Source organism: Bacteroidota bacterium, from assembly GCA_023957335.1.
Taxonomy (GTDB): domain Bacteria; phylum Bacteroidota; class Bacteroidia; order NS11-12g; family UBA955; genus JALOAG01.
In genome coordinates, this window is the sequence record JAMLHC010000004.1 from 295296 (window position 1) to 315809 (window position 20514).

A 20514-nucleotide genomic window follows, 5' to 3' on the forward strand; every position below is an offset into this window, starting at 1 on the left:
ATTTTAGAAAATAACCACTTAGACCAACCTTTTATTGATATGACCAGAATATTTGAACCTTTCAGAATCAAATCTGTTGAACCCATTAAGTTTACAACCAAAGAAAACAGAGTCAAATACCTTAAAGAAGCACATAACAATGTGTTTTTGATTAAAGCCAAAAATGTATTGATTGACCTTTTGACGGATAGTGGCACTTCTGCCATGAGTTCACAGCAGTGGGGGGCAATGATGATAGGAGATGAGTCTTATGCGGGAGCAGAAAGTTATTATCATTTTGAAGAAGCTGTGCAAAATATCATGGGTTTCAAACATGTGATTCCTACACACCAAGGCAGGGCAGCGGAGAAAATCATAGGCTCTCTTTTTGGTGGAAAAGGTAAAACATTTGTAAGCAATTCATTTTTTGATACCACCCGCGGAAATATAGAATTTTCGGGGGCAGAAGCCGTTGACTTTTTAACTGATGAAGGCAAACAGCCTGCTCTGATTGCAGATTTTAAAGGCAATATGAACATACCGGCTCTCGAAAAATATATTCAAGAAACCGGAGCTCAAAATATTCCCATGTGTGTACTCACCATCACCAACAATTCCGGTGGAGGACAACCTGTTTCTATGCAGAATATTAAAGAGACTTCTGCTGTTTGCAAAAAATATGGAATTCCATTTTTCATTGATGCCTGCCGTTTTGCAGAAAATGCTTACTTTATCAAAACACGTGAAAAAGGATATGAGAACAAATCAATACTTGAAATCTGCCGTGAAACCTTTTCTTATGCAGACGGATGTACTATGAGTGCAAAGAAAGATGCATTGGTTAATATTGGTGGTTTTCTCTGCATGAATGATGATAAGATGGCAATGGAGGCAAAAAATCTGCTTATTATCATGGAAGGATTTCCAACTTATGGAGGGCTTGCCGGCAGAGATTTAGAAGCCATTGCACAAGGTTTGACAGAGGTTTTAGAAGAAGATTATCTTGAATACAGAATAGGTACCATGAAATATATTGGCGAAAAACTCACTGCTGCCGGTGTGCCGATTTTGAAACCAACAGGTGGTCATGCTGTCTATTTAGATGCAAAAGCATTTATGTCGCATATCCCTCCACACGAACTACCGGGAATTGCACTGACAAATGCACTTTATATTGAGGGTGGCATTAGAGGAGTAGAAATTGGTTCTTTAATGTTCGGAAAATATGATGAAAACGGAGATTATGTGCCGGCAACATTGGAATTGGTTAGATTAGCTATTCCAAGAAGGGTATATACTCAAAGTCACATGGACTATATGTGTGATGTGATTATTGATGTTTATAAAAAACGAGAACAATACAAAGGCTATAAAATCACTTATGAATCACCTTTGCTAAGGCACTTCACGGCTCACATGGAGGCTTTATAAGGCTGAATACAAGCAATATATTGATCAAAAATCAATTTTGAGCCGACACAAAACTTGCGAATGAGATCACTTACGCTACTCAAATATATTTATCAAATGAAATACCTTAATTTAACTTTCGTTGCTGCTCTTGTATTCTACGGTTGTGGGAGCAGCCAAAACACCGCTCAACCAACAGCCCCAACCAGTGCACCTGTTGAAACTGTTCAAGTTCCAACAGAAAAATTTGTCAAGAACATTGATGCCGCCACTTTTAAAAATCTCATTGAAAAAGGTGACGGAATCATTTTGGATGTGCGCACGCCACAAGAGGTTGCAGAAGGGCAAATCCCCAATGCAAGTACTATTAACTTGTATGATCCTGACTTTGCCCAAAAAATTAACCTGATGCAAAAGGACAAGATTATTTATGTCTATTGCCGTTCCGGTACAAGAAGTTCACAAGCAGCACAAATGCTGAGTCAAAATGGTTTTGACAGGGTATATAATCTGCAGGGAGGCATAGGCGCTTGGCAAAATATGGGCTATCCCGTAACGGCACCTACTTCCAAACCTGACCCCAATATCAAAGCTATGACTTTGAATGATTTTAATGAATTAATTAAAACAGATAAGCCGGTGTTGATTGATTTTCACACAGTTTGGTGTGCACCATGTATCAAAATGGCTCCAGTTGTTGACCAAATCGAGGATGAATTTGGCACAAAAGCGATTGTAAAAAGGATTGATGTGGACCAAAGCAAAGAAGTAGGCAAAGCCAATAATATCAGTGGTGTTCCTGTATTTATTATCTTCAAAAACGGAAAAGAAGTGTGGAAACATAATGGTATAATCTCCAAAGAAGATTTGACTAAAGAGATAAATAAATATCTTTAAGCTACAACTGCTTAGAATTAATTAACTTTCAGATTTATCTCTGATGGTAATATTGAAAAAGATTGTTCCATGAACAATCTTTTTTTTTGCAATAAAAAGTGTGATTATGGCACCGGGTCATGCCCATGTCCTCCCCATGGATGACAACGTGAAATTCGTTTGATGGAAAGAATGAATCCTTTGAAAACCCCGTGTTTTTTGAAAGCCTGTATGCTATACTCAGAGCAGGTTGGGTCAAACCGACAAGCGTTGGGTAATAGCGGAGAAAGCAGGAGTTGATACAACCTTACCAACCCGATAAAAGGTTTAGCTAAGATGTTTTTTAATTTCATTTACCAATTGTGTGAGCGCTTTCTTCATTTGTTCATGGATAAAAGCAAAAGGTTTTTCTTCAGTTGCAATGAAGTGAATAGTTAGATGTACTTCTTGTTCGGTTCCTTTGATGCCGTCAAATAGAATATGTTTGTTGAGTCGGTATGTTTCTCTGCACAAACGTTTGATTCGATTGCGGTCAACGGCTCGGTTAAATTTCTTTTTGGAAACGGATATCAGCACTTTGACGGGAGGGGTTGGCTCAATATGAGCATTTAATATATATACAAAAAAGAAAGGGTAAGAAGTAAACTTCTCACCCTTTTCAAACACTGTTTGAATATTTTTTTTACTGCAAAGCTTCTCGTTTTTGGAAAAAGAAAAATCCACGACCCATTCTCATAAAGAGCCGTTAATTATCTTTTGTGTCTGGCTTCGCAAGAAACTGTAAGTCTCTTTCTGCCTCTTTTTCTGCGGGCGGCAAGCACTTTTCTGCCGTTAGCTGTTGCCATTCTTTCTCTGAAACCGTGCTTGTTTCTTCTTTTTCTATTGGAGGGTTGAAATGTTCTTTTCATGACTATGATTCAAAAAAGGACTGCAAAAGTAAACTTTTATTTTGTATAAAAAACTTTTTTCTCAAATATTCATTCTTGTTGTAACAAGATAGTTTGAGCTTGTCCTTAGACTGGGTATTTATCTCAAAATAACTTAAAAAAATCCTGATTTCTCAAAATTAAGATGTTATTTAGCAATGCGAAAAAAATCACTACAAGGCTGATTTTCAAGTATCTAAACAATTTATATGAGTCACAAAGAACTTACAATAGACGAAATCCACGATTTTGAGGGTAAATACCCTAAGCAACTATGGTCTTTATTTTTCTCAGAAATGTGGGAGCGTTTCTGCTTCTATGGAATGCGAGGAATGCTCACTTTTTTCATGGTGTACCAACTCGGAATGGAGAAAGATCTTGCCAATCTTCAATATGGTGCTACGCAAGCGTGGGTTTATGCTTTTACTTTTATTGGAGGAATGTTTGCTGATAAGATTTTAGGATTTAGAAAATCTTTGTTCTGGGGTGGATTATTGATGATTACAGGGAGCGTTATTCTAATGATTGACCCGCACTCATTCTTTTTTATAGGAATTGCATTTTTGATTATAGGAACCGGGTTTTTCAAACCTAATATTTCTTCTATGGTTGGTCAACTTTATCGCTCCGGAGATAACAGAAGAGATGCCGGTTTTTCTATGTTCTATTCTGGTATCAACATAGGTGCTTTTTTTGGTGGCATGCTGATGATTGGTGTTGGAAAAGGAAAGATTTTGGTAGAGTTAATTCCTGAGAGCTTGAGATGGAACGTGGCATTTGGATTGGTGGCATTGGTAATGACAATAAGCTTGCTCATTTTTGTTTTCACTCAAAGGACACTGGGTCCTATCGGACTTCCTCCTATTGACTATGACCGATTTAAAAACAAAAAATGGTATATGTACGCAGTGTATGTGGGTGCCATTTTTGCAGTTCCATTGATTGAAATAATGGTTTCGAATACATTATATACTGATTATTTCATGTATTTCATTGGTCCCTTTAGTATTTTGTATTTGGTTTATGAAATGACCAAGGTTAGCATTGAAGAAAGAAACAAACTCATTGCAGCTTTGATTGTAATTGTGTTCTCGGTGGTTTTTTGGGCAATTTTTGAACAAGCGGGAGGTTCTTTGAGTTTATATGCTGCAGAACATCTCAACAAAAGTCTTTTGGGTATTAATGGAGTAGATCCTAATATAGTGAACAACTCTGCCAACTCGCTGTTTGTGATAATATTCGCACCATTAGTTGGAATATTATGGCTACTGTTGGGAAAAAGGAAAATGGAACCCAACGGAGTTGTCAAATTCGGAATCGGATTCTTGTTGTTGGGATTGGGATTTTATACTTTCTTTACTGGACAGTTCTTTAGTTCTGTTCCCGGTTTAGCTTCTTTGAACATCTTTACACTCGGTTATTTTGTTGTTACTTTCGGTGAATTGGCATTGTCGCCCATAGGCTTGTCCTTGATGACCAAGTTGGCAACACCAAAACTGCAAGGATTTATGATGGGAATGTGGTTTTTGGCAAGTGCTTATGGACAATATGTAGCAGGGTTATTTGGGGCATCTATTTCTCCCAGCGAAACCGCCACATCTGCTGAAAAATTAGCAATTTATTCTACCGGGTATCAGCAATTTGCTATCTATGCGCTGATTGCAGGAGCCTTGATTATACTAATCTCTCCTTTGGTTAGAAAACTCATGGGTGACGTTAAATAAAATTATCATTTAAATATCATGGTTACACTACCTATAAATGAATGTCCTGCCTATTTTGAGATGTATTTGAAATTGGTGGACAAAGACATATTACAAGAATTGAATACTCAACTTGAATCATATTCAAAATTTATAAATTCTATCTCCAAGGAAAAAGAACTGTTTAGTTATGCACCCGGCAAGTGGACAGTAAAAGAAGTGATTGGACACATTACTGATACTGAGAGGATTATGTTTCACAGAGCTTTTAGAATTGCACGCAAGGACACAACTCCATTACCCGGTTTTGATGAAGATGCGTATGTGGCGGCTACAGATTTTAATGATAGAGATATGAGTGATTTACTGGATGAGTTTGTTTGGCTCAGAAAAAGTGTCATAAGTTTCTACAAAACCCTCAAACCCGGAGATTTGCTGCATATTGGAACCGCTTCCAACAAGAGTGTGAGTGCCAGAGCATTGTTTTATTTTTTACTTGGGCATTGGCAACACCATGTGAATTTTCTGAAAGAAAGGTATTTGTAATACCTCATGCAAACATATTGGTTATGTTGACAAACCAAGTATTTCATTGTCAGTATTTCCCCACCAGCGTACATGCAAATTTCTTCTTCACAACTTCACCTTTGTCATTAAAAGCTTCAAAAATCACAATATAAATACCGAAGGGAAGATGCTCGCTGGAGTTTTTATAAAAACCATCCCAACTTACAACACCTGTGCTGTTGAGGGTGAGGTTAGCTATTGGCTGTGCAACAAATACACCTGATGAGCTGTATATATAAACGTTTGCAACAAAGTTGTTATTTTTTAGGTCAAACCTGATATTGAGTTTGTCGTCAATCCCGTCCCCATCAGGAGAAAAAACATCAGAATCTAACCAGACTAACTGGTTTTGTACTGTGGGAGTATAGGCTTGTGAGTTTTTGTATCCGGGTGTTGCATACCCAGCGCTTCCGGTGGCAGAAGCCCAATTCCCTTGGTCTGTGGTAGGTCTTGCAAATTCTATGCGTTCAAGGCTCACTCCTTTGCGGTCTGTGATGAGTTGAAAATGCATTTTTTCGTTATATAAGAAACTGTCAATGACTACACCTGCATAGTCAGTAAGCACAACGCCACCGCTTTTTTGGGGATATGAGGGAAGTAAATTTATTTGAAAAATTCCCTTAGGATTCTTGCAATCATAATATCTACACAACCCTGCACCCGAAGTTGAAAAGGCAAGATATTCTCCGGGGAAAATCAAATATCCTGATGCAGCAGGATTTACAAAGTCACGCAACGAACCATCATCTTTTAAGTTGCCGATTCGGATATCTTTCAAATCAAGGATTTTTTTGCTGTAGTTATATATTTCAACAAATTCTGTCAATCCTGTAGGGGGATTAAATAGAATTTCGTTGATGAGCAAATCGCCTCGTTCGGGTTTGTCCGGCAAACCAATGATAATGGTAGTTTCATTCATGGAATTTCCTGAACAATCGGTCAAACCTTTTACGGTCAGTGTATAGACTTTGTTCAATTCCATTGGCTTGGGCAGGCGGAGTTGTATTTTGTTTAGTGAGATTGTAAGCGGAATGGATTGATTTAATTCAGCTTCTGCAAAGTGATAGTTGTCCAAATCCAAACCGGATAAGGAGTCTATATATTCATTAAAACGTAGTTCTATCAGGTCGGGTGCCAATGCGTATGCGTTGAGTAATATAGGAGGAGCTTGGTCTGCATTATTAGATTTTACTGAATTATGAGTCATAGGAGTTCCTCCATTGGGATGCTTGCTTGCAGACCAATTTTCGTATCCCGTGCAAGGGTTCTCCATATCTATCATTTCGAGGCTGAAGCCACCATTCTTTTTAACAGCATCCTTGTACCATGTGTCCGAATAAAATACTGCATGTATCAAGGTTCCATCAGCACTTCGCAGATACACATCGTCTGATGTCTTGTTGAATGTAGGAAAATTACTCACTCCCATGCATGTTCCGAAGGCAGACAGAGCAGGTACGGCATTGTTGGGACAAAGCACTATAAAACTGTCCGGAAGCAAGAGAAAAGATTTAAGTTGAGCGGTAATACTCTTATCTGACAGGGAAAACCCATTTAACTCAATGACTTTGTCTGAACGGTTATAGACTTCAACATACATATATTCAGGCAATCCCGCAGATGGAGTTGGGGTTGCCATGATTTCATTTATAACCAAATCGAAGGGTTGTGCGGGTTCGGGGCGCAAAAAGAAATATGACAGGCTTGTGTCCAACATTTTGTTGCCTTCCAAATCCTTGATACCGCTAAGATTTAAGATATAGTGTGTGAGCGAAACGAGAGGAGAAACGAAGCGCAATCCTATTTCAGTTTTGGTGTCTGAAAAGTCAATAGAAGCTATTGATAGAGAAGGTGAGAAATTATAGTTTAACAAATCAAAAACCGAAGCAGAATCTATTTTTTCATCAAAAATCAAGTGTATGCTGTCATCTCCTATCCATTGCCCTGCAATGAGTTTTGGCGGAATACTGTCTCTGATTTCCTTGCCCATGTAATACAGATGAAAGAAATGTTTCTGAAAAAATGAAGCAGTAGATTGACGGATGAGCAAACCCGTAAAAGGAAGATTTTCTAACTCCGTGTCTATTGTGTCCCCTTCGTGTATAAGGGGTTCGAGCAAGCCTTGTGTATTAATATCCATTGACCATTTTCCATTTGGATATCGCAATACCCTAATTGTCAAAGGATTATTACTTCTATTCAAAATCCCATCTGTTCCATTAATCAGTATTTGAGGCGTTTGTCCCTTTATTTTTTTGTAAAGACTCACTTCATCTGCCGTGTTACCTATCCTTACATAATATGCATTTTGTGTATTGAGTAAATCAACGGAATCCGCCATCAGAAACCAGTCCACATAGTTGGCAGATGAAGTATTCAGTTGCAATTCCATTGTAATAAGCCATTCGGTGGAGTCACTGAAAAAAGTAGGGCGACTGATATAAAAATTGCTGTTGGTTTGTTCCAGATTGGAACGAAGACTATGATTTACAATAATAAAATCATTTGTATTTCCTGTCCATGCTGGGTTTTGGTTGAGACTGTCATAATCAAATTTATCATCAATCTGAGCTGTTAACCCTTGAGAGCACAGAAGTAATAACCATACTATCTTCCCTGCATGTTTCATAGTAACCCTTTTTTGAATTATAAATAAGTTTCAATTTAAATAGGTACAATAACAGTTACGCAATGATACAGAAAAAGAATTAATAAAACACAAAAGAGAAATTATTAAGATGTCATAATTTCTTATAAACCAATGTTGTCGGTAATAATACTTGCAGGTTGACTGCGTGTGGATCTGTTCAAGAATGAGTTTACCTCAATTCGAACTGTGTCTTCCACATCGTATAGAACTTGCTGTCCGGATTGTCCAATAGGCTTGCGGGGCTTCCTGTCTCTATGATTTTACCTGCTTCGAGCACAATGATTTTATCTGAGTTTTTAATAGTACTCAAACGGTGTGCAATGATTATAGAAGTACGCCCTTCCATCAATTTTTCCAACGCATCCTGAACCACAAGCTCGGATTCGGAATCTAATGAACTGGTAGCTTCATCAAGGATAAGAAAAACAGGTTTTTTAAGAAAAGCACGTGCAATGGCTATCCTTTGGCGTTGTCCACCCGAGAGTTGAACTCCTCTGTCACCCACTACTGTCTGATACTTGTCTGGGAAACGTTCAATAAACTCTAATGCATTAGCTTGTTTTGCAGCTTCATGGATTTCATTTTCAGTCGCTTGTGTATTGCCATAGAGAATATTGTTATAAATGGTTCCTCCAAACAAGCCTATGTCTTGAGGCACTAATCCTATTTGCTTTCGCAAATCATAAAAATCTATATCCGTAATTTGAGTTTCATCAAATAAAATAGCCCCCTTTTGAGGAGTATAGAAACCAAGTAACAACTGAACAATAGTTGATTTTCCAGCACCGCTTGCACCTACAATCGCAATTTTCTCACCACTTTTTGCTTCAAAAGAAATATCCTGCAACACATTCAAATCTGGTCTTGAAGGATAGGCAAAAACAAGATTACTAACTGTCAGATTCCCTTTCAATAGGTGCTGAACGGGTTTGCTGCTTTCTTCTGTCGCCAAATCTGTTTCTGATTCTTGTTCAAGAATATCCAAAATGCGGTCTGCTGCTCCCACCGACTTTTGAATCTGTGCATATTGATCAGAAATTCCGCCAATTGAAGCCCCGACAAACATGGTATAAATCATGAATTTTAAAATATCGCCAATGGTCAAAACACCTTCCGCTTGTAGCTGAAATGCGCGCCATGCAATAAAAATCAAGCCGCCAAACAGACACATGATGATAAACGAGCTGAAAAGCCCGCGGTATATACCTCTTCGAATGGAAATATCTCGAATACGAATGCTTTTATTGCCAAATCGAACAGTTTCGTATAACTCATTGGCAAATGATTTTACAATCTGAATTCCGGAAATACTCTCTTCGAGGATAGTCCCTGCATCCGCAGTCTCGTCTTGAATCGTCCTTGATATTTTTCGGATATACCTGCCAAAGAAAAGAGAAATGATGACTACCGGAGGAATGATGGATAACATTACTAAGGCTAAATCCGGTGATGTAAAAAACAACAATATCACTCCTCCAATCCCGATTAATATCTGGCGTATAAAAGTAGCTAAAAATGTAACAAAGGTTTCTTGTACCTGTGTAATATCACTGCCAAACCTACTCAGCAAATCACCAGTCCTATTCTGATGAAAAAAGTGCATGGGAAGTGAAATAATTTTGCTGTAAAGTTGATTGCGTAATCTCCAAACCATTCCTTCCGTAGCTTTTACAAAAGTCCAGACACGCAAATATGATGAGATGGCTTGCACAATGAATAAGATGGCAAATAGGTAGCCTATTTTATTGATTTGATCTTTGGAAATACTGCTCGCATCCACAAAGTCTCCCGTTAATTTTGGGAAAATAAGAGATGTGCCTGCGCTCACCAACAAGAATAATGTTCCAAAATAGAACAGCCATTTTTGTTTACCCATAAAATTAAAGAGTTTCAGCAGTCGCTTGAGTGAGTCTTTATTGATTTTTGCCTTAGGGATGTCTTGTCCTCTAAAGGGTTTATTATCTTTTGCCATATTGTTTTAGTATTATGACGCTTGCTAAGTTAGCACTAATCAGATTGCAAAATTATTTTTTCTCGAACATAGTATATATTTATACATAGGGTAAAACGGAAGATTCAACAACATTTTACTCCCCACAACTCATCATTTGTTCAATGCACCGTCATTGGTGGTAAATCAAACGTCAAATTACTGTTTAACCGGTTTAGTTTGGATGTTTTGGGTATGTAATCTCAAAGAAAAAATAGAATCAGAACTCGTGATATATAAGTGCTACTCAATAGTTTTAGCTTCATTCCACCAGACGTCCATTTCTTGTAAGGTCAAATCTTCTAATTTAAAACCCTGCAAACGTGCCTTTTGTTCTATATATTCAAAACGCTTTTTGAACTTTTTGTTGGTAGCTTCCAAAGCATCATCGGGGTTAATCCCTTCAAATCGTGCATAATTAACCAAAGAGAAGATAAAATCACCGAACTCGGCTTGTTTTTCTTGACTTGTGGATGCATTTTGAAACTCATCCCATTCCTCCCAAACTTTCTTTAATACATCCTCTTTGTTATTCCAGTCAAAACCGGTTCGCGCGGCTTTTTCTTGCATTCGGAGTGCTTTAATCAGACTTGGCATAGAAGAAGGTACGCCAGACAAGAATGATTTAGGCTCATTTGCACCTTTCTCTTGCTGTTTGATTTGCTCCCAATTATGCATGACATCATTGGCATTATTGACCTGAACTTCCCCGTAAATATGGGGATGTCTTCTGATTAATTTTTCACAAAGTGTGTTTATAATGTCTGTGGTGTCAAACCATTTGAGTTCATCGGCAATTTTGCCATAGAACACAATGTGCAACAGCAAATCACCTATTTCTTTTTTAATATCGTCCGGCTTGTTAACCAATATGGCGTCCGACAGTTCGTGGACTTCTTCAATTGATAAATGCCGAATAGATTCTATGGTTTGTTCCCTGTCCCACGGGCATTTTACCCGCAGTTCATCCATAATCTCTAAAAGTCTTCCAAAAGCCTCTTTGGCTTTGTTATGGTCCATTTACTTTAAAAAATTGTTTTGATTCATTACCTGCATGAATGCTTCTTTGTAGTTCTTACCTATTGGAATATGTTTGTTTCCAATGGTTACATGGGTTCCGGATAGGGATGTAACTTTATTGATTGCTACAATGAATGAGCGGTGTACCCTCACAAATTTATCTTTGGGCAGGGTTGCTTCCATTTTTTTCATGGTTTGAAGGGTAATAATACGCTTGTCATCGGGGATATGAATTTTTACATAATCAGCAAATGCTTCAATGAAAATAATGTCTTCATAATTGAGTTTTACAAATTTAAAATCAGCTTTTACAAATATGTGACCGTCTTCTAACTTAGTATTATCTTCTTCTTTGGATTTTTTGATTCTCAGAAACTCTTCTAATCTATCCAGTGATTTTTTAAATCTATCAAGAGAAACGGGTTTCACCAGATAGTCGAGTGCATCTAAATCAAATGCCTCTACGGCATGTTCGGGATAGGCAGTTACAAAAATGACAGGAATTCTCTTATTATCAATCTTCTTGATAAATTCCAAACCGGTTTCATGCGGCATTTGTATATCCAAGAAAATGGCATCTACCGGCTCATTTTCGATATATTCTAATGCTTCATGCGTGTTTCTGAATCTTCCTACTATTTCCAGATGAGAAAACTTACTTATATGTGAGTTTAATACTTCGGTTGCTAATGGTTCGTCATCAACAAGAATCAATTTTACTTTTTCCATGATTATATTATTTTAAATCTAACTTTAATATGACAGAATACGTGCCATTATTCTCTGTTATATCTAAGGTATGCTTATTTGGGTAGAGCAATTTTAGTCTTTTTTTAATATTCTGTAGTCCTATACCACCCGGTATTTCGTTTTTCTGAGTTTTATTTTCGTCAGGCATTGAGTTTTCTATCTCAAAGTATAGTTTTTTGTGGTCGTTTTCTACTTTTAAAAGGATGTGAATCCATGATTTTTCATTTTGCGCACTGACACCATGTTTAATGCTGTTTTCTACAAAGTTAATAAACAAAAAAGGCTCAATCATTATGGCAGATATGTCTCCATTAACCTGAAAATCTACTGACATTCTGTCTCCCATTCTGATTTTTTCCAAATTAATCAGGTCATTCAAATACTCAACCTCTCTTTCTAATGGCACCTTGGATTCACTTGATTCATATAAAAGATAGCGCAGAATATTGGATAAACTCATCACCATTTCGGGTGCCTTGTCAGACTTATTTAAGGTCAATGCATATAGACCGTTCAAGCTGTTAAACAGAAAATGAGGGTTAATTTGAGCTTTCAAAAGCTTGAGTTCATTGCTGATATTGAGTTCTTGTAAAGATTTATTTTCTCTATCCTGTGAATACCATTCTGAGAAAATATGAAAAAATGAGGTAATAGAAACCGTCAGCAACAAGTACATGGAATTAATAAAGAAGAACATAGGTGTCCATATATTAGCTGCCAGAAACTTATTATCTAAGAAAAAAGTATTGGTAAGAATGGCTAAGGGAAAGCAGAAAAATAAAATCGTAAGACCGGATACTAACAGGTAATATAGATATCTTCGCTTGTACAACAGAAATGGGATAAAAAGATAAATATTTATGTAGGATGCCATGATATGAATGACAGTAAAGAGGAGTGCAGGAAGTAGATTTTTTTCAAATCCCGTATCCGCTCCAATCAGCCGATTTATAATAAACAGAAAAAAGACCCAAAATAAATAGCGGTAAATCTTGAGTTTAAAGAATTGCTCTTTTACCGTGTTGAATGAAGAAATCGAAGATGAAATAAATGAATGCAAGGTCAGTGGTTATTCATACTACGAAAACTTTTGAATAATTCATAAGTCCATGAAAGAATATGCATTGGCTTATGTTCATTTTGGCTGTTTTCTGTGAGTACTTCAACTTCTTGATAACCGGATTTAGAAAAATATGATTTTGTAACTTTGAATGCAATAAAATTCAAAACCATCAACAAGCTGATTAATAGAATAGGTAATAATCTTTTATTAATTCTAAACCTTTGCATAGTACAATACTGCTTAGTTCTTTTTCCAACGACAAAGGTATTCTATTTTCTGATTAAATCAAAAAATTTTTTCATTAAAATCTGCTGATAAGTTCTTCCAAAATTTGCTTCTTTCTCGAACTCCTCAAGTGCTTGCGTTTTGGGTTCATACGAGGTCAACTCCTGAGTAGGATTATTCCATGCTACAAATTCGTCCGGGGTAATCAGTCCAAATCCATTGTCAAAAAAATAGATTGCAAAGGGATGTCCCGAAACAGGATTGTGATAAAATGGAAATGCGCTGACCGAGTAATGAAGGTTTTGCAAAATGAATGGCATTAATGCTGTCTGAGAAGTAAGATTTGCCATTTTTTTCCCTTTGTAAAATGGGTTTAATGCCCCCCCCAGCACAATTGCCGGTATCTGAAATTTTTGTTTAGCAAAAAATTGCCCGTAATCAATTCCCACATCGCGTCCGTGATCACCTGTAATGATTAGTATTGTATTTGCATAATATTCTGATTGTTGAAACCATTGTACAAAGTCGGCAACACAACTATCTGAGTATTTATAGGCAGCTTTCATCTTTTTGTTTCCAGATTTGTTTACCGGAATATCATAAGGTTCGTGCACACTTAAACTCAAAGTGGAAATGAAGAAATTACTTCTTTGATGTTGAATTTGTGTTTTGAGTGCAGCAAAAATATCTTGATCGTGATAGCCCCATGCACCTTTGGCTGTCTTGGATGAAATGTTATCCTTGTCAATAATTACATCAAAACAGATATTTTGCAGATAGTATCCCATGTTGGCAAATGAAATGTCCCCGCCATAAATGAAAGTGTTGTGGTATCCTTGTTTTGATAGCATACAAGAGATAGAAGGGAGTGCACTTGCTTTCTCCGGTTCGAGCAGTACAGAGGTGCTAGGTTGTGCAGGAAAACCGCTCAGTAATGCCGCAAGCCCTTTGTCTGTTCGGTTTCCGCTTGCATACATCCTCGAAAAAACCCAGACACTGTCCATAAGCCGGTTTATGTTGGGTGACCAATCATAAGTGCCACCTATTCCGGGCAGTGTTTCTGCTGACAAGCTTTCCATCATCAGCAAAATAATATTGGGTTTTATCTTTGAATCAAACAAAGCAGGTTCAATGGGTTGTCCGGTTTGAAAATGAGTTTCGCAGAAACCCTCTAACGTACGATCATCAACAAACTTATAATCCTCATATTTTACCCTGTCTGACTTGTTTAACACATAATAAAAAAGATTCCACAAACCATTGATAGAAGCTGCATTAAGGAATGGATTTGAAGAATAGACAACGCGACTCTGGTTGATTGGCACTTTGCCAACTCCTCCTCGCATCAACACCACAGAAAACATCAAAAGAACTAATATTGTCAAGGTTGATAACCAATTAAAACGCTTGTCTTGTGACCATAAGTTGGCGATATATACAAATACATTTTTAATAAATATATTGAACACCACCATTTGAGTCGTCAGTGTTAGTATAAACATCCCTAAAATAGACAAATCAACCGAAGCAAATGCATCGCCAAGGTGTTGTGAATAGAACAAAGCCATCATATTAACCCTTGTGCCCCAATGCACAAAAAGCTCTGCGTCTAAGGAGTTGATAAAAAAACTCAGTGATTGAACAATGATATAAAAGAGAGTCAATGCAGTTTTTATGTATTTCTTGTTCAAGAGATTGAAAAGAATCAAAGCAGGCACGAAAGCATAAGATGCAAGCGCAATGTCCAAAGGAAGCCCATGCCAAAAACTCGCTAATGTTTCTCCGGTATTATCGGCAAAGCGGATATTTCTAAGCAAAAAAGCGGTACGGGCTATGGCAGCACCAATGAGTATAACAAAGTAATGGATAAGAAAAAAAGTAAAATTCCTCTTCATCTGTCGGCAAAAATATTTGAAATCTCGGGTTATATTTGCACCCGCTTTCAAAAGCCCGGGTGGTGAAATTGGTAGACACGCCACTTTGAGGGGGTGGTGCTCTTACGAGTGTGCAAGTTCGAATCTTGTCCCGGGCACAAAGCAAAAGAGCCGTCAGTATTGACGGCTCTTTTTTTATTAATAAGTGATTGGGGGGATTATCTCTCTGCTACTAACCCACTCTTGATATCGGCTAAATACCTTTCGGCATCCAGCGCGGACATACAACCACTTCCTGCGGCAGTAACTGCTTGGCGATAATGTTTGTCTTGTGCATCACCCGCTGCAAATACTCCGGGTATATTGGTTTTGGATGTTCCGGGAATTGTTTTGATATATCCCTGTTCGTCCATATCAATCCAACCTTTGAAAATGTCTGTATTGGGTGTGTGTCCGATTGCAATAAAAAAACCGCTGATGGGTAGCTCACGGGTTGAACCATTTTGTCGGTTCTTCACTCTCACTGCCTCAACGGCAAGTTCGCCTAATATTTCATCTGTTTCTGTATGCAACAAAACCTCTATATTGGGCATAGAATTGACCCTGTGTTGCATGGCTTTGGAAGCTCTCAGCTCCGAACGCACTATCATATAAACTTTATTGCAGAATTTAGCAAGATAGGTGGCTTCTTCAGCCGCTGTGTCTCCACCACCAACAATGGCTACATCATTGCCTTTGTGAAAAAAACCGTCACAAACCGCACACGCAGACACCCCACTCCCGTTCAGTCTTTGCTCGGATGGAATGCCCAGCCACTTGGCGGAAGCTCCGGTCGAAATAATGACGGTGTCACAATGAATCTCCGTTTTTTCATCAACCCATACTTTGTGTACCGGTCCTGTAAAATCCACTTTGGTCACAATACCATAACGAACATCTGTACCAAGCCTTTCTGCTTGTTTTTTAAACTGAGTCATCATTTCAGGTCCCATTATCCCTTCAGGAAAGCCGGGGAAGTTCTCCACTTCCGTAGTAATTGTTAATTGCCCTCCGGGTTGAAGCCCTTCATAAAGAACGGGTTTTAAGTCTGCTCTTGCTGCATAAATCGCGGCTGTGTAGCCCGCGGGTCCTGAGCCGATAATCAAACATTCTACTTTTTCTGCCATACTTTTTTTGTCTATTTTTTAATATGCAAAGGTACTAAATATTAAGCCCATTTTGTTGTTTTTGGTCTTTGAAATAAACCTATTGATAGTGAGTTGCCGAGATGTTATCCTTATCTGATAAGTACCATAAATACAGTCGTTTCTATACAATTCATTGCGCAGGGCACTTATGAGAAAAACACTGTAATCAGTGGAAGCTTGTTCTTGATTAATTTAAAAATGAACCGGGGTAGATTACATATTCACACCAAAAATATATCCTACCGCTGCGGATAAACCCATTGCAACCGTGCCCCAAATCACAATACGCAAGATGGCTCTGCCTACTCCGGCTCCACCGGCTTTGGCAGAAACAATGCCCAAAACAATCAAAGCTACGATAGTGATGCCATAAAGCATAAACTCAAGGTTGGTGGTGGTGCCAAAAATTGTTACCAACAAGGGAAGAGCACCTCCGGCAATAAAAGATGCGCCCGAAGCCAATGAAGCTTGAAACGGATTTGCCTTATTGATTTAGGTGATACCTAACTCGTCCCTCACATGGGCTGCTAGGGCATCGTGTTCGGTCAATTCTTGGGCAACCTGCAAGGCTGTTTCTTTCTTTAAACCGCGTTTTTCATATATATGCGCCAGAGCCTGCATCTCCATCGCGGGCATTTCTTCCAATTCCTTTTTTTCCCTTGCAATGTCACATTGTTCAATATCTGTTTGTGAACTCACGGACACATATTCACCTGCCGCCATTGACAATGCTCCTGCAACTACTCCGGCAAGGGTCACCAACATAATAGATTCATGGCTCGCGCCTGCGCTTACCACCCCAATGGCAAGACTGGTAACGGAAATAATACCGTCATTGGCTCCAATTACTGCCGCACGCAACCAATTGCTGCGCTGAATATAATGTGAGTCTAAATAGTTATCTATGTTTAGTTGTTCCACCGGCAAATATTTTTTTATTGAAAATATTCATGGTATTGAATATAGGAAGCATGGAGTTTATGCACTAATGCGATGGCTTCTGCCTGATTATCCTCGCTTTCCAATTCATCAACTAATTCTAAGTGAGGGTGTAACCATTTATGTAGTTCATCATGGCTCTTTCCATCCATTGTACAACTGCTTATAAGGCTTTGATTTTGTTCTTTAAGGTCTTTGGCAAGTTTTTTATAGTCTGTGCTTTTGTCTGTTATAAACTTATCAACTAATGCTTCTCCGTTTATGATAAAGGGTTTCATCTCTTCATTCACTTTCCATTTTTCACCATCGTTGAGTTCGATTGCTTCGCTACTATCGTCCGCGTCATGATGATGGTCGTCTGTATGTTCTTCTGTAACTTCATGCTCGTGTTCGGAGGATTGATTAGCATTATTTGAACAACTGAAAAACATAAAGCTAATGGCTGTTGTTAGGACTAAAACTGTTTTTTTCATTTTAAGGATATTATTTTAAATTGATATGCAAATTAAGCAATTAATATGATGTAAAGAACAGCGTGAAAAAATGTTGAATATACTTGTTAGGGTTGATCGATGAGTTGTTTGCTTCACTCTATAGTTAAAATCTGCTTGAATAGTTATTTAAAATATTGCGCAGCAATATTCTAATTTGCTTTTTTCTTATGTTTGTTGCAAACAATTTGAAGTTATTGTTAATCACTTAAAACCAAAAAAATGAATAAACATTACTATCATGCACTCTGCTTTATCTTGACTTTGTTTGTTATTCCTTCTATTCAAGCCCAAGATATTAATCCTGCTTTGCATCCCCATTTGACAGGTTATTGGCAATTTCAAGATACCAACAACCTTACCAAAGCCACAGTTGGCAATGACTTACTACTCGTTGGAACACACCAATCTGTGCCGGGCGCATATTATGGTGATAGGGGGGTAAAAATTGATACCGGTTCTTTTTACAGAAGCTATCACAATATTGCTCCTAATGGCAATGGGACTAGGGTGAATCGATATACATTACTCTTTGATTTTATGGTTGACAATATAAATAATTGGACAACCTTTTACCAAACAGATACCACAAACTCCAATGATGGAGAGTTTTTTATTAAAGCAATAACAGAGTCCAATCCGGGTACTTTTGGGACAGCTCAATTAACCTATTCTTCACACGTTTTGTCAACTAATGTGTGGTACCGCATGGTACTTTCTGTGTGCAACGACTCTTTTTATAGAGTTTATATAAACGGAAATTTGGTACACACGTGCAAGCCTGATATAAAAGATGACCGCTACGCACTCTTTGATAATATTCTGTTTTTTGGAGATAACAATAGAGAAGATGGACCTATCAACGTAAGTTCTGTCGCCATATTTGACACTTGCTATACTCCGGTTCAGGTGGCTTCGTTGGGTACTATTGAACCTTGTATAGCATTTCCGATTGACATTGAGTTAGGCAGTGATACCGTCATTTGTGGCAATCAGACTGTGAACAAGTCACTTAATCCTGCTTATTCTTATAGATGGAGTACAGGAGACACTACTGCTGATGTTACATTTAGCCTAAGCACACGTGGGGTTTTTAATAAGATTGTTTGGGCAGAAGCCACGGACGTTTATGGATGTACTAAGAGCGACACTTTCAAATTGCAGATAAAAGATTTTCCTAAACCCAATCTGGGCATAGATACCACACTTTGTCTTGATTCAGGATTGACATATAAACTTAGTGCCGGATTGCCAGCCGGTCATACTTATGAATGGAGAAATCTGCCGTCAAGTACTATTATTTCAACTGCGAATAGAATAGAAGTAAGCAGTAGCGGACAATATGCCGTAGTCATGACTTCTGATTTAGGATGTGCAGGATATGATACGGTAAAGGTTGTGATTTATCAAAATCCAAAGAAACCAACGGTTGTAGCCAATGCACTTAAACTTTGCGAAGGCGATACTTTTGTACTCACCGGTACTCCGGGATTTACAAATTATACTTGGAGTAATGGTCAGGGAGGTCAAATTCTAAAAACCATTATACCCGGAACTTATAACCTATTTGTTACCAGCAATGACGGTTGTTCAAGCCCGATTTCAAACAGTGTGTCACTCAGCGTTTTTCCAAAACCTGAACAACCCGAAATTGTGGCTTTCCCTGGTTCTGATTTTTGTGCAGGAGATAGTATTTCTCTCTCTCCTACCATGCAATTTAACATCAAATCTGTGGAGTGGAATGATGGGTTTGATGAAGCTATAAGATATGTGTATCAATCAGGGAGTTTTAAATACCGGTTCATTGATGGTAATGATTGCGTAAGCGATTGGTCAAACGAAATTATTACAAACGTTTTGACACGACCTTCCAACCCGGTTGTTTCCAGTCCCGGTGGTCAACATTTTTGTGATGGCGATACAGCATTTTTACATTGCCAGTCTTCAGCGGATTCAATTCTTTGGTCTAATGGCAAAGCAGATTCGGTCATTGCTATCTTTGAAAGCGGTGTTTATTTTGTCCAAACTATGAACTACAACGGTTGTCCAAGCAATCTGAATGATACGGTGGAGATTGTCTTTCACCCTATACCCGATGCCCCTTTATTCCTGATTTCAAATGACAAGGACAGTATCAGCTCTTTGTCTGTGAATGAATTGTACGAGTGGAAGGTGGATGGTGCTACGTTCTCCGGCAGCCAAAGAACTATCGGGTTTGCCTATACAACGCTCTATAGTTTGAGAGTCAGCAATAATTATTGTTGGTCTGAGTGGTCTGATACTTTGGTAGAGGCTCCTCAACAAGGCGGAGTTTTCAATCCTTCTTTGACCACACTTACTATTTTCCCCAATCCCGCAGCAGACAATATTAAACTCATTCTTCCTGCCAATTTGCAAGTACAAAAGGGAGAATTGAAGATTTATGCTGTTGATGGCAAAATGATATTCCACATAGAAGACGTAAGGACAAGCTCAGAGATTAGTATAACTACACTCCCGCAAGGCACCTACACCATTATACTAAGCACAGACTTTGGTAATTATCACGGTAGATTTATTAAACTGTAAATACAGTAACAGTATCAGCATTATTGTGTCCTTAGCGAAGCATGAGTTTAATCAAAACCAATGATTACCCGGACATCTGTGTCTGACTTAGTGTACCCCACTATTTCAGTGTGCTTTTAAAAAACAAAAATAAAATCATTTCAAGTTATTGTTTTTGAATGTCAGAATAATGTAGCAATAATAAGTAAAAGTGCTTACCGCTCACAAATGCTTTTAGTCCAATTTCAAAACAATAGCCTAAGTCTTTTAATACATTTGCCGTGGTGTTAGAACACCCATAACATAAACTACATTCA

General features: G+C 38.1%; 17 protein-coding genes, 1 tRNA gene and 1 pseudogene. 6 read left to right on the top strand and 13 right to left on the bottom strand.

Features of this window, described 5'->3' with window-relative positions; translation table 11 throughout:
- The first annotated feature begins 39 nt into the window (after positions 1-39).
- Both M9892_09565 and M9892_09570 read left to right on the top strand, forming a co-directional pair.
- Positions 40-1410 carry a tryptophanase gene (locus M9892_09565; GenBank protein ID MCO5254598.1) on the top strand — a complete coding sequence of 457 codons (1371 nt, stop codon included), beginning with the start codon at positions 40-42 and terminating at the stop codon, positions 1408-1410.
- 96 nt (positions 1411-1506) lie between these two features.
- Entirely contained in the window at positions 1507-2286 is a 780-nt protein-coding gene (locus M9892_09570) for a thioredoxin domain-containing protein (GenBank protein ID MCO5254599.1), read from the top strand.
- Positions 2287-2390: 104 nt separating this feature from the next.
- Here the strand turns inward: M9892_09570 and yidD are convergent, their stop codons facing one another.
- From yidD to rpmH, 3 genes are all read right to left on the bottom strand, one after another.
- Entirely contained in the window at positions 2391-2618 is a 228-nt protein-coding gene (yidD, locus tag M9892_09575) for a membrane protein insertion efficiency factor YidD (GenBank protein MCO5254600.1), read from the bottom strand.
- Entirely contained in the window at positions 2593-2931 is a 339-nt protein-coding gene (locus tag M9892_09580) for a ribonuclease P protein component (protein ID MCO5254601.1), read from the bottom strand. Before M9892_09580 ends, yidD begins: the two co-directional genes overlap by 26 nt.
- A gap of 83 nt (positions 2932-3014) precedes the next feature.
- Positions 3015-3173: a 50S ribosomal protein L34 gene (gene rpmH / locus M9892_09585; protein ID MCO5254602.1), complete on the bottom strand. Its 159-nt coding sequence runs from the start codon at positions 3171-3173 to the stop codon at positions 3015-3017.
- A gap of 227 nt (positions 3174-3400) precedes the next feature.
- On the opposite strand from rpmH, the gene M9892_09590 reads away from it, so the two are divergent.
- Both M9892_09590 and M9892_09595 read left to right on the top strand, forming a co-directional pair.
- Entirely contained in the window at positions 3401-4915 is a 1515-nt protein-coding gene (locus M9892_09590; GenBank protein ID MCO5254603.1) for a peptide MFS transporter, read from the top strand.
- Between the two features lie 18 nt (positions 4916-4933).
- Complete coding sequence (locus M9892_09595; GenBank protein MCO5254604.1) at positions 4934-5440, top strand: DinB family protein; 507 nt, start codon at positions 4934-4936, stop codon at positions 5438-5440.
- A gap of 49 nt (positions 5441-5489) precedes the next feature.
- Here the strand turns inward: M9892_09595 and M9892_09600 are convergent, their stop codons facing one another.
- From M9892_09600 to M9892_09630, 7 genes are all read right to left on the bottom strand, one after another.
- A complete protein-coding gene (locus M9892_09600; protein ID MCO5254605.1) occupies positions 5490-8090 on the bottom strand; it encodes a lamin tail domain-containing protein in 2601 nt (866 codons plus the stop codon).
- A gap of 190 nt (positions 8091-8280) precedes the next feature.
- Positions 8281-10083: an ABC transporter ATP-binding protein/permease gene (locus M9892_09605; GenBank protein ID MCO5254606.1), complete on the bottom strand. Its 1803-nt coding sequence runs from the start codon at positions 10081-10083 to the stop codon at positions 8281-8283.
- Between the two features lie 261 nt (positions 10084-10344).
- Positions 10345-11121 carry a nucleoside triphosphate pyrophosphohydrolase gene (gene mazG / locus M9892_09610; protein MCO5254607.1) on the bottom strand — a complete coding sequence of 259 codons (777 nt, stop codon included), beginning with the start codon at positions 11119-11121 and terminating at the stop codon, positions 10345-10347.
- On the bottom strand, positions 11122-11850 hold the full coding sequence (locus M9892_09615; protein ID MCO5254608.1) for a LytTR family DNA-binding domain-containing protein: 729 nt from the start codon (positions 11848-11850) through the stop codon (positions 11122-11124).
- 7 nt (positions 11851-11857) lie between these two features.
- Positions 11858-12931, bottom strand: a complete 1074-nt coding sequence (locus tag M9892_09620; protein MCO5254609.1) for a histidine kinase — start codon at positions 12929-12931, stop codon at positions 11858-11860.
- Positions 12932-12933: 2 nt separating this feature from the next.
- Positions 12934-13161 carry a hypothetical protein gene (locus M9892_09625; GenBank protein ID MCO5254610.1) on the bottom strand — a complete coding sequence of 76 codons (228 nt, stop codon included), beginning with the start codon at positions 13159-13161 and terminating at the stop codon, positions 12934-12936.
- Positions 13162-13203: 42 nt separating this feature from the next.
- Positions 13204-15054 (bottom strand): sulfatase-like hydrolase/transferase, encoded by a 1851-nt coding sequence (locus tag M9892_09630; protein MCO5254611.1) that lies wholly within the window; start codon positions 15052-15054, stop codon positions 13204-13206.
- Positions 15055-15107: 53 nt separating this feature from the next.
- Between M9892_09630 and M9892_09635 the strand changes: the two genes are divergently transcribed.
- A tRNA-Leu gene (locus tag M9892_09635) sits at positions 15108-15191 on the top strand.
- Positions 15192-15251: 60 nt separating this feature from the next.
- On the opposite strand, the gene trxB is transcribed toward M9892_09635, so the two are convergent.
- The 3 genes and pseudogenes from trxB to M9892_09650 all read right to left on the bottom strand — a co-directional run bounded on the left by trxB (position 15252) and on the right by M9892_09650 (position 17632).
- Positions 15252-16199 (bottom strand): thioredoxin-disulfide reductase, encoded by a 948-nt coding sequence (trxB, locus tag M9892_09640; protein ID MCO5254612.1) that lies wholly within the window; start codon positions 16197-16199, stop codon positions 15252-15254.
- Positions 16200-16433: 234 nt separating this feature from the next.
- Positions 16434-17141 (bottom strand): annotated as a pseudogene (locus tag M9892_09645) (VIT family protein).
- 14 nt (positions 17142-17155) lie between these two features.
- Positions 17156-17632 (bottom strand): hypothetical protein, encoded by a 477-nt coding sequence (locus M9892_09650; protein MCO5254613.1) that lies wholly within the window; start codon positions 17630-17632, stop codon positions 17156-17158.
- A gap of 240 nt (positions 17633-17872) precedes the next feature.
- Here M9892_09650 and M9892_09655 point away from each other — a divergent pair, with 240 nt between their 5' ends.
- Entirely contained in the window at positions 17873-20218 is a 2346-nt protein-coding gene (locus M9892_09655) for a T9SS type A sorting domain-containing protein (GenBank protein ID MCO5254614.1), read from the top strand.
- Positions 20219-20514: the final 296 nt, after the last annotated feature.

Excerpts from the sequence above, each read along its gene's own strand:
- M9892_09565 (MCO5254598.1), top strand. The coding sequence starts at position 40 with ATGACCAGAATATTTGAACCTTTCAGAATCAAATCTGTTGAACCCATT.
- M9892_09570 (MCO5254599.1), top strand. The coding sequence starts at position 1,507 with ATGAAATACCTTAATTTAACTTTCGTTGCTGCTCTTGTATTCTACGGT.
- yidD (MCO5254600.1), bottom strand. The coding sequence starts at position 2,618 with ATGAAATTAAAAAACATCTTAGCTAAACCTTTTATCGGGTTGGTAAGG.
- rpmH (MCO5254602.1), bottom strand. The coding sequence starts at position 3,173 with ATGAAAAGAACATTTCAACCCTCCAATAGAAAAAGAAGAAACAAGCAC.
- M9892_09590 (MCO5254603.1), top strand. The coding sequence starts at position 3,401 with ATGAGTCACAAAGAACTTACAATAGACGAAATCCACGATTTTGAGGGT.
- M9892_09595 (MCO5254604.1), top strand. The coding sequence starts at position 4,934 with ATGGTTACACTACCTATAAATGAATGTCCTGCCTATTTTGAGATGTAT.
- M9892_09600 (MCO5254605.1), bottom strand. The coding sequence starts at position 8,090 with ATGAAACATGCAGGGAAGATAGTATGGTTATTACTTCTGTGCTCTCAA.
- M9892_09605 (MCO5254606.1), bottom strand. The coding sequence starts at position 10,083 with ATGGCAAAAGATAATAAACCCTTTAGAGGACAAGACATCCCTAAGGCA.
- mazG (MCO5254607.1), bottom strand. The coding sequence starts at position 11,121 with ATGGACCATAACAAAGCCAAAGAGGCTTTTGGAAGACTTTTAGAGATT.
- M9892_09615 (MCO5254608.1), bottom strand. The coding sequence starts at position 11,850 with ATGGAAAAAGTAAAATTGATTCTTGTTGATGACGAACCATTAGCAACC.
- M9892_09625 (MCO5254610.1), bottom strand. The coding sequence starts at position 13,161 with ATGCAAAGGTTTAGAATTAATAAAAGATTATTACCTATTCTATTAATC.
- M9892_09630 (MCO5254611.1), bottom strand. The coding sequence starts at position 15,054 with ATGAAGAGGAATTTTACTTTTTTTCTTATCCATTACTTTGTTATACTC.
- trxB (MCO5254612.1), bottom strand. The coding sequence starts at position 16,199 with ATGGCAGAAAAAGTAGAATGTTTGATTATCGGCTCAGGACCCGCGGGC.
- M9892_09650 (MCO5254613.1), bottom strand. The coding sequence starts at position 17,632 with ATGAAAAAAACAGTTTTAGTCCTAACAACAGCCATTAGCTTTATGTTT.
- M9892_09655 (MCO5254614.1), top strand. The coding sequence starts at position 17,873 with ATGAATAAACATTACTATCATGCACTCTGCTTTATCTTGACTTTGTTT.